This window comes from Methylophaga sp. UBA1464 (assembly GCF_002325665.1).
In the GTDB taxonomy this organism is placed as follows: Bacteria; Pseudomonadota; Gammaproteobacteria; order Nitrosococcales; family Methylophagaceae; genus Methylophaga.
Genome location: NZ_DCSO01000045.1, coordinates 1 through 8,083, shown reverse-complemented (window position 1 = coordinate 8,083; position 8,083 = coordinate 1). Strand labels below are relative to the sequence as shown.

Below are 8,083 nucleotides of genomic sequence, written 5' to 3'. Positions count from 1 at the left end.
CGATAGTGGTGGCGTGGTCTATCACGCAAATTATCTGAAATTTATGGAGCGGGCGCGAACCGAATGGCTGCGCCAGCTTGGTTTTGAACAGAACGTTTTAAAAGACGAGCATAATTGTCTGTTTGCAGTCCATTCGATGCAAATCAATTTTCGTCGACCGGCACGATTTAACGATGCCTTAATGATTCGATCTGAAATGACACAAACGAGCGGTGCAAGCATGCAGTTTGAACAATCAATATTGCGTGACGACGAACTGTTGTGCAGTGCGTCAGTCAGAGTGGCTTGTCTGGATGCTCTGCGATTTAAGCCGTGCCCTATACCTTCTTTTATTTTGACGGAGATGCAATGTGAATGCTGATCTATCCTTGATGTCCCTGATATCTGAAGCCAGTTTGTTGGTACAGATTGTGATGCTGATTTTGCTGCTGATATCAGTTTATTCCTGGACTATTATTTTCAAAAAACGTAGTGAACTTGCCGAAGCACGGCGAGATGCTGACTTGTTCGAAGATAAATTCTGGTCAGGAAATGAATTAAACAGACTCTATGAGGATATAACCGCCAGGCCGCATTCTGGTAGAGGTATGGAAGGTATTTTTGAGGCAGGTTTTAAGGAATTTGTCCGTTTGAAAAAAACTTCCACAGATTCGACTTATGTGTTGGAAGGTACTCAGAGAGTAATGCGTATTTCTCTGTCCAGAGAAATGGATGAGTTAGAAGTGTCATTACCTTTCCTTGCCACAGCCGGCTCAACCAGCCCTTACATTGGTTTATTCGGAACGGTCTGGGGTATCATGAATTCATTCCGTGCTTTAGGTGAAGTCCAACAAGCGACACTGGCAATGGTGGCGCCTGGTATCGCTGAAGCGTTAATCGCCACAGCAATGGGGTTGTTCGCTGCGATTCCAGCGGTTGTGGCATATAACCGCTATTCACATGAAGTAGAGAGATTGATTAGTCGTTATGACAATTTCGTTGAAGAATTCTCTTCAATTTTGCAACGGCAACAAGGTTAATAACGGAGCCAACTATGGCGCTTTATAAACAACAACGCCAACGTCGCAAGCCTATGGCAGAAATTAATGTCGTACCGTATATCGACGTTATGCTGGTACTGTTGATCATCTTTATGATTACTGCTCCTTTGTTAACACAAGGGGTACAGGTAGATTTGCCGCAAGCGGATGCCAACCCTGTCGAAGCCCCGGAAAATCTAGAACCACTGGTGATTTCCGTGGATGCGGAGGGTAATTACTACGCTTCTGTCGGTGATAATCAAGACGAAAGTATCGGCGCGCAAGAGCTGGTTGCCAGGGTCTCGGCGGTATTACGTCGCAACCCTCAGACACCCGTCATGGTCAAAGGCGACAGTTCAGCAAGTTATGGACAGGTGGTAGGGGCTATGGCTTTATTGCAAAAGGCTGGCGTACCTAATGTCGGTTTAATAACTCAACGTCCGGAAACGGAAACACAGTAATTAATATGAAGCATTCTATTGTGCAAACCTTTCTTGCCGGTGGAGCCTCAACAGTACTGCATGTATTGCTGTTTTTGCTATTGATATTCAGCTTTGATATGCCCACTGAGATTCGCCAGTTTGGCCAGCCGGAAGTGGAGATAGTACAAGCCACGGTAATGGATGAAGAGTTAGTTCTTGAAGAAATGGCACGATTGCAGGAGGCGGAAGACAGCAAACGTGCTGCTGAAGAAGAGCGTCAGCAAAAGCTGGATGAACAACTTGAAAAATCCCAACAGGAACTGGCACGTCAAGAGCAGGAACTGCTGGACATGCAAGAGCGTGCGAAGCTGGAGGCTGAAAAACGCAAACAGGAAGCAGAGCAAGAACAACAACGCTTAAAACAAGAAGCTGAAAAAGAACAGCAACGCCTAAAAGAACTTGAACAGCAACGAGTTGAGCAGGAAGAAGCACGCAAACAAGCAGAGCTGGAACGTCAGAAGGCTGAGGAAGCTAAACAGCAGGCAGAGGCCGAACGAAAAGCAGCCGAAGAAGCCAAACAGAAAGCTGAGGCGGAAAGGTTAGCTGCGGAAAAAGCCAGAGAAGAAGCTGAAGCCAAACGCAAAGCTGAAGAAGAAGCCAGACGTAAAGCGGAAGAAGAAGCGAAGCGTCAAGCTGAGGAAGAGGCCAAACGCAAAGCGGAAGAAGAGGCCAAACGTAAGGCCGAAGAAGAAGCGAAACGTAAAGCTGAGGAAGAGGCCAAGCGAAAGGCTGAAGAAGAAGCTAAGCGTAAAGCAGCCGAGGAAGCGAAACGCAAAGCTGAAGAAGATGCACGTCGTCAGGCCGAAGCAGATTTACAGCGCCAATTGGAAGCAGAACAAGCCGAGCGTGAAGGTCGCCGGGTAAGAGGCGTGGTAGATGAGTATTCACAAATCATTCAGCAACGGGTAAAACGATTTTGGAATAAACCAGCGAATGCTGACCGGGGCTTGGAAGTGACATTACGGATACGAACATTGCCTGGCGGAGATGTTGGGGAAGTCACCATCGTTAAAAGCAGCGGGAATGCGATTTTTGATCGATCCGCAGAAAGTGCAGTCTACAAATCCTCACCATTGCCACTTCCAAGTGATGCGAAAGCGGCAGCGGAATTTAAAAGTTTTAATTTTGTATTCAGACCAGAATAAGAGGCGAACGTGATGATAAAGAAATGGTTGTTAAAGCTAGGCTTTGTGCTTGCTTTGTTACCTTTACAAGCACAAGCCTTACTGACTATTGAGATAACTGGCGGATCAGATGCAGCATTACCAATTGCTATTGTTCCTTTCGGAAGTGAAGGGCTGAAAGCACCCGAAGATATTACGAAAATTATTCGTAACGATCTCGAAAGCAGTGGTCGTTTTGCCCCATTGGATGAACAGGATCTTGTATCCCGGCCCAGCGAACAGTCACAGGTCAATTTTGCTGACTGGCGTTTATTGAGATCGGAAGGACTCGTTATCGGAAAAATCAGTAGTCAGGATGGAGAGAATTTTCAGGTTCAGTTCCAACTCTTTGATGTTTACCGTGGACAACAGTTGGCGGGTAAAAGATATCAAGTACCCGCATCGGGCCTGAGAGCATTAGGACACCAGATTGCTGATCTGATTTATGAAACACTTACGGGTGAGAAAGGTATATTTTCAACACGACTGGCTTTTGTTACTCAAGTCACTGCTGGCGATGGGAAAAAGCGTTTTGCATCACAAATTTCGGATGCTGATGGAGCAAATCCGCGCACCGTATTACAATCAACTCAGCCAATTATGTCGCCAGCCTGGGCGCCTGATGGAAACCAGCTTGCTTATGTTTCTTTTGAAAATGGAAAGTCAGAAGTTTATGTTCAACAGCTGCAAAGTGGTCAACGTAAATCTGTCGCTTCTTTTGAGGGTATAAACAGCGCGCCATCATGGTCGCCAGATGGTCGAAAACTGGCACTGACCCTGTCCAGGAATGGTAATCCTGAAGTGTATGTTCTGGAGTTGACAAGTGGTGATTTAATTCGTGTAACCAATAATGCCCAGGCCATAGATACTGAAGCCGTCTGGTCACCTGATAGTAAAGACATTTATTTCACATCTGACCGTGGTGGTCGCCCACAAATCTACCGGGTTTCTGCAAACGGCGGTCGGGCCGAACGGGTCAGTTTCGAAGGTAATTACAATGCGTCTCCTGATATATCACCGGATGGACGTAAATTAACCATGGTGCACGGCGCGAATGGTCGTTTCTATATTGCAGTACAGGATTTGAAAACCGGAGCGATGCAAGTTCTGACTGAGTCAGGACGCGCCGAGTCACCGAGTTTTGCTCCAAATGGTCAAATGATCCTGTATGCTACTGAGCAAAAAGGTAGCGGTGTATTAGCTGCTGTCTCTGTTGATGGCCGGATCCATCAACGTTTGAGCGAATCCGGAATTGTCGTGCGTGAACCAGCATGGTCTCCGCTGAAAAAATAATTTATGTCAGGAGTGTTTGTTATGAATCGTTATAAATTCTCGGCTCTGTTTGTTGCATTGTTCCTATTGAATGCCTGTAGTAGTAATGCAACTAAAGATGGAACGGATGATGTGCTGGTGGAAGAGCGCAATGGCGCATCGACATCAGGTGTTTCAGGTCAAGGCGCTGATGGTAGTGATTTGGGTGCTGAAGCGAGTGTAATTGTTGGCGAAGACGGTTACGCCGGAAGTGAATTGAATGATCCTTCCAACCCATTATCCAATCGGGTAATTTACTTTGATTACGATAGTGCCAGCGTCAGACCGCAGGATCAGCCGATTGTTGAAGCCCATGCAGAATATTTGGGCAAAAATCCAAATTTGAGTGTGAGACTGGAAGGACATACTGATGAACGGGGGTCACGTGAATACAACCTTGCTTTAGGTGAACGTCGTGCTCTGTCTATTCGTCAATTATTGATGTTGCAGGGTGCCAGTGCTCAACAATTCCGGGTAACCAGTTTTGGGGAAGAACGTCCCGCAGTTGATGGTAGCGATGAATCTGCATGGTCTCAAAACCGTCGAGTTGAAATAATTTATATTGGTCGTTGATATGCCTTTTAAAAAGCGAAAACAACTTGCAATAGCAATAATGGTGGGCGCTTTCTTGGCGCCCACTGTTTCTTGGGCTGAGCAGGAATCCATACAAGCACGTATGGATAGACTTGAGCGAATCATCCAAGGACAAGGGTTAACTTCATTGCTCACTCAGGTGGATCAACTTCAGCGTGAAATTCAGCGTTTGAATGGAGCGAATGAAGAGCTCAGTCATAAAATCGATCAGATGCAGCAGCGTCAGCGGGAACAGTATCTTGATTTAGACCAACGTTTGACTGAAGTCCAGCAGCAGCCTGCGGCAGCACAAGAACCCACTCGAGATGAGTCAGCTTCCATGACCAGTGAAGCTGCTGGTGCAGAGTTGGCTGATAACGAGTTAGAACAAACTGCTCGAGACTCTGCCATTGATAATGGGGAAATTGACACCCTTGCTCCGGTTGCCGTTGAAAGTGGTGAAGCTGCTTACCAGTCTGCCTTACAGGATTTACGCGGTGGACGTTACCAGGAAGCTTTAACGGCTTTAGGAGAGTTTCCGCAAAATTATCCAAACAGCACCTATCTGCCAAATGTTTATTATTGGCAAGGAGAAGCGCATTACGTATTACGTGAATTTGATAAGGCTATAGTGGCTTTTGATAAAGTGCTATCCAACTATCCGGATAGCAATAAAGTCTCAGATGCTTTACTAAAGCGTGGCTTTAGCGAATATGAAACTGGTGATACTGGCAAAGCTCAGGAAACGCTGAATTTGGTGATTCAAAAATATCCTGATACATCTGCTTCACGTTTAGCCCGAGTGCGTCTGGATCGCATTCAGCAAAATGCGCAATAAAAGATTATTTGTAGAACGAACTGATGGCTCAATGTCGTATCACCGAGATTTTCTATTCATTGCAAGGTGAAACCCGGACAGTAGGTCTGCCCACCGTTTTTGTAAGACTTACGGGCTGTCCTTTACGCTGTGGTTATTGTGATACTGCTTATGCATTTCATGGCGGGAAAAAGATGGAAATCAGTGACATTGTTACTGAAGTTAAAGGCTTTAGTCCCCGCTATGTCACAGTGACCGGTGGTGAACCGCTGGCGCAAAATACTTGCCGGGAATTATTAAGCGCCTTGTGTGATTTAGATGTCGAAGTGTCATTGGAAACCAGCGGAGCGATGGACATCAGTAATATCGATCCACGGGTTGTAAGGGTTATGGATTTAAAAACCCCCGCATCAGGCGAAGTCTCCAAAAACCGTTACAGCAATATCGATCTGTTAAACCTCCAGGATCAGGTTAAATTCGTTATCTGCAATCGTGAAGATTATGATTGGGCCTGCCAGCAGATATCACATTTCGAATTAACCCATCGTTGTGAGGTATTGTTTTCCCCGGTACATGGTGATTTAAACCCAACTGACTTGGCTGAATGGATTGTTGCCGATAACCTGCCAGTGAGAATGCAAATTCAACTGCATAAATATTTATGGAACGATGCGCAAGGCAAATGAATAAACGTGCGGTCATATTACTTTCCGGCGGATTGGATTCGGTTACGGCCTTGGCAATAGCCAAAGCTGAAGGTTATGAATGCTTCAGTATCAGCTTTGATTATGGCCAGCGACACAAAACCGAACTTGTAGCCGCAGAAAATCTGGCTAAAAAAGCTAATGTTGTCAGTCACAAAGTAATACAAATTGATCTGCGTGCCATCGGTGGTTCAGCGTTAACCGATGACATCGATGTGCCTGAGTCAGAACAGAAGGGTATTCCTGTTACCTATGTTCCGGCAAGAAATACGGTTTTCCTTTCGATTGCTTTGGGATGGGCAGAGGTGCTTAATGCCGAAGCCATTTTTGTAGGGGTTAATGCCGTTGATTATTCTGGTTATCCCGATTGCCGCCCTGAATTTATCGATGCATTTGAAAAACTGGCAAACCTGGCAACCAAATCTGCAGTTGAAGGTTCCGCTATATATATAAAAGCTCCATTGATGCATCTATCAAAGTCAGAAATCGTCAAGCGTGGTACGGAGCTGGGGATTGAGTACAGTGAAACAGTCTCTTGCTACCAGGCTGATGCGCAAGGCAGGGCGTGTGGACAATGTGATTCCTGTCGCTTGAGACGACAAGGTTTTATTGATGCTGGATTAGCAGACCCAACACGTTATCAATAAGTTATTGTTTCTTGGTAAGAATCAGCAACTACCTGTTTTCTGCAAGACTCCCCCCGACTTTGTATGTCAGTAAAATAGAAAAATATTGGCAACTGGGGTTGTCATTTTTATCAACTATAGTATTATGTCGCGCTTGGTTTGGGCCGTTAGCTCAGTTGGTAGAGCACCGGACTTTTAATCCGATGGTCCTGCGTTCGAGTCGCAGACGGCCCACCATTTTTTCTGCAAAATTTCAGTTTTATTCTAGTTTCATAATTCTGTAATAATTGTTGTTGACAGCCCGGCGAGTGGCTGTATAATTCTCGCTTCTTTGCAGGGCACAATGACTGCAAGCTCTTTAAAAAACTGGTATCAAGTAATTTGTGTGGGTACTTGCGTCGGACATTTCTGAAAAGAAACAAGACGTGAGCTATTCGCAAGAAAGCAAACGTCAATCAAGTTATTGTCTCTGACTTATAGAGACTAAAGTCACAATTAAACTGAAGAGTTTGATCATGGCTCAGATTGAACGCTGGCGGCATGCCTAACACATGCAAGTCGAACGATGATTACTAGCTTGCTAGTATGATTAGTGGCGGACGGGTGAGTAATGTATAGGGATCTGCCTGTTAGTGGGGGACAACAGCCGGAAACGGCTGCTAATACCGCATACGCTCTACGGAGGAAAGTGGGGGACCCTCGGGCCTCACGCTAACAGATGAACCTATATCAGATTAGCTAGATGGTGGGGTAAAGGCCTACCATGGCGACGATCTGTAGCTGGTTTGAGAGAATGATCAGCCACACTGGGACTGAGACACGGCCCAGACTCCTACGGGAGGCAGCAGTGGGGAATATTGGACAATGGGCGCAAGCCTGATCCAGCAATGCCGCGTGTGTGAAGAAGGCCTTCGGGTTGTAAAGCACTTTAAGTTGGGAGGAAAAGCTAAGCGTTAATAGCGTTTAGTGTTGACGTTACCAACAGAATAAGCACCGGCTAACTCCGTGCCAGCAGCCGCGGTAATACGGAGGGTGCAAGCGTTAATCGGAATTACTGGGCGTAAAGCGCGCGTAGGCGGTTTGGTAAGTGTGATGTGAAAGCCCAGGGCTCAACCTTGGAACTGCATCACATACTGTCAGACTAGAGTACGGGAGAGGGGGGTAGAATTCCACGTGTAGCAGTGAAATGCGTAGAGATGTGGAGGAATACCGGTGGCGAAGGCGGCCCCCTGGATCGATACTGACGCTGAGGTGCGAAANNGTAAAGCGCGCGTAGGCGGTTTGTTAAGTCAGATGTGAAATCCCCGGGCTCAACCTGGGAATGGCATTTGAGACTGGCAGGCTAGAGTATGGTAGAGGTGAGTGGAATTTCAGGTGTAGCGGTGAAA

The 8,083-nt window shown here is 46.2% G+C and carries 9 protein-coding genes, 1 tRNA gene and 1 other annotated feature; all 10 genes read left to right on the top strand.

Features of this window, described 5'->3' with window-relative positions; all coding sequences use genetic code 11:
- Window positions 1-361 (top strand): tol-pal system-associated acyl-CoA thioesterase (ybgC, locus tag B3O33_RS04675; RefSeq protein WP_292363082.1); only part of this gene is annotated, 361 nt, incomplete at its 5' end.
- A gap of 10 nt (window positions 362-371) precedes the next feature.
- The gene (tolQ, locus tag B3O33_RS04670; protein ID WP_300497907.1) at window positions 372-1,019 is read left to right on the top strand and encodes a protein TolQ; all 648 of its coding nucleotides are present in this window, start codon (window positions 372-374) and stop codon (window positions 1,017-1,019) included.
- A gap of 14 nt (window positions 1,020-1,033) precedes the next feature.
- A complete protein-coding gene (gene tolR / locus B3O33_RS04665) occupies window positions 1,034-1,480 on the top strand; it encodes a protein TolR (RefSeq protein WP_292361188.1) in 447 nt (148 codons plus the stop codon).
- A 5-nt stretch (window positions 1,481-1,485) separates the two neighbouring features.
- Window positions 1,486-2,646 (top strand): cell envelope integrity protein TolA, encoded by a 1,161-nt coding sequence (gene tolA, locus B3O33_RS04660; protein ID WP_292361187.1) that lies wholly within the window; start codon window positions 1,486-1,488, stop codon window positions 2,644-2,646.
- 12 nt (window positions 2,647-2,658) lie between these two features.
- Window positions 2,659-3,957, top strand: coding sequence for a Tol-Pal system beta propeller repeat protein TolB (gene tolB / locus B3O33_RS04655; RefSeq protein ID WP_292363079.1), 1,299 nt, complete (start codon window positions 2,659-2,661; stop codon window positions 3,955-3,957).
- 21 nt (window positions 3,958-3,978) lie between these two features.
- Window positions 3,979-4,548 (top strand): peptidoglycan-associated lipoprotein Pal, encoded by a 570-nt coding sequence (gene pal, locus B3O33_RS04650; RefSeq protein ID WP_292361185.1) that lies wholly within the window; start codon window positions 3,979-3,981, stop codon window positions 4,546-4,548.
- A gap of 1 nt (window position 4,549) precedes the next feature.
- Window positions 4,550-5,386 carry a tol-pal system protein YbgF gene (gene ybgF, locus B3O33_RS04645; RefSeq protein WP_292361184.1) on the top strand — a complete coding sequence of 279 codons (837 nt, stop codon included), beginning with the start codon at window positions 4,550-4,552 and terminating at the stop codon, window positions 5,384-5,386.
- Between the two features lie 20 nt (window positions 5,387-5,406).
- Window positions 5,407-6,051, top strand: a complete 645-nt coding sequence (queE, locus tag B3O33_RS04640) for a 7-carboxy-7-deazaguanine synthase QueE (protein ID WP_414673271.1) — start codon at window positions 5,407-5,409, stop codon at window positions 6,049-6,051.
- The gene (gene queC / locus B3O33_RS04635; protein WP_292361182.1) at window positions 6,048-6,716 is read left to right on the top strand and encodes a 7-cyano-7-deazaguanine synthase QueC; all 669 of its coding nucleotides are present in this window, start codon (window positions 6,048-6,050) and stop codon (window positions 6,714-6,716) included. Before queE ends, queC begins: the two co-directional genes overlap by 4 nt.
- Window positions 6,717-6,856: 140 nt before the next feature.
- Window positions 6,857-6,932 (top strand) — tRNA-Lys (locus B3O33_RS04630).
- 260 nt (window positions 6,933-7,192) lie between these two features.
- Window positions 7,193-7,990, top strand: a sequence feature (16S ribosomal RNA rRNA prediction is too short).
- Window positions 7,991-8,083 lie beyond the last annotated feature (93 nt).

Bases quoted from the DNA above. Each gene is read 5' to 3' on its own strand.
- tolR (WP_292361188.1), top strand. From the start codon at position 1,034: ATGGCGCTTTATAAACAACAACGCCAACGTCGCAAGCCTATGGCAGAA.
- queC (WP_292361182.1), top strand. From the start codon at position 6,048: ATGAATAAACGTGCGGTCATATTACTTTCCGGCGGATTGGATTCGGTT.
- pal (WP_292361185.1), top strand. From the start codon at position 3,979: ATGAATCGTTATAAATTCTCGGCTCTGTTTGTTGCATTGTTCCTATTG.
- tolB (WP_292363079.1), top strand. From the start codon at position 2,659: ATGATAAAGAAATGGTTGTTAAAGCTAGGCTTTGTGCTTGCTTTGTTA.
- tolQ (WP_300497907.1), top strand. From the start codon at position 372: ATGTCCCTGATATCTGAAGCCAGTTTGTTGGTACAGATTGTGATGCTG.
- tolA (WP_292361187.1), top strand. From the start codon at position 1,486: ATGAAGCATTCTATTGTGCAAACCTTTCTTGCCGGTGGAGCCTCAACA.
- ybgF (WP_292361184.1), top strand. From the start codon at position 4,550: ATGCCTTTTAAAAAGCGAAAACAACTTGCAATAGCAATAATGGTGGGC.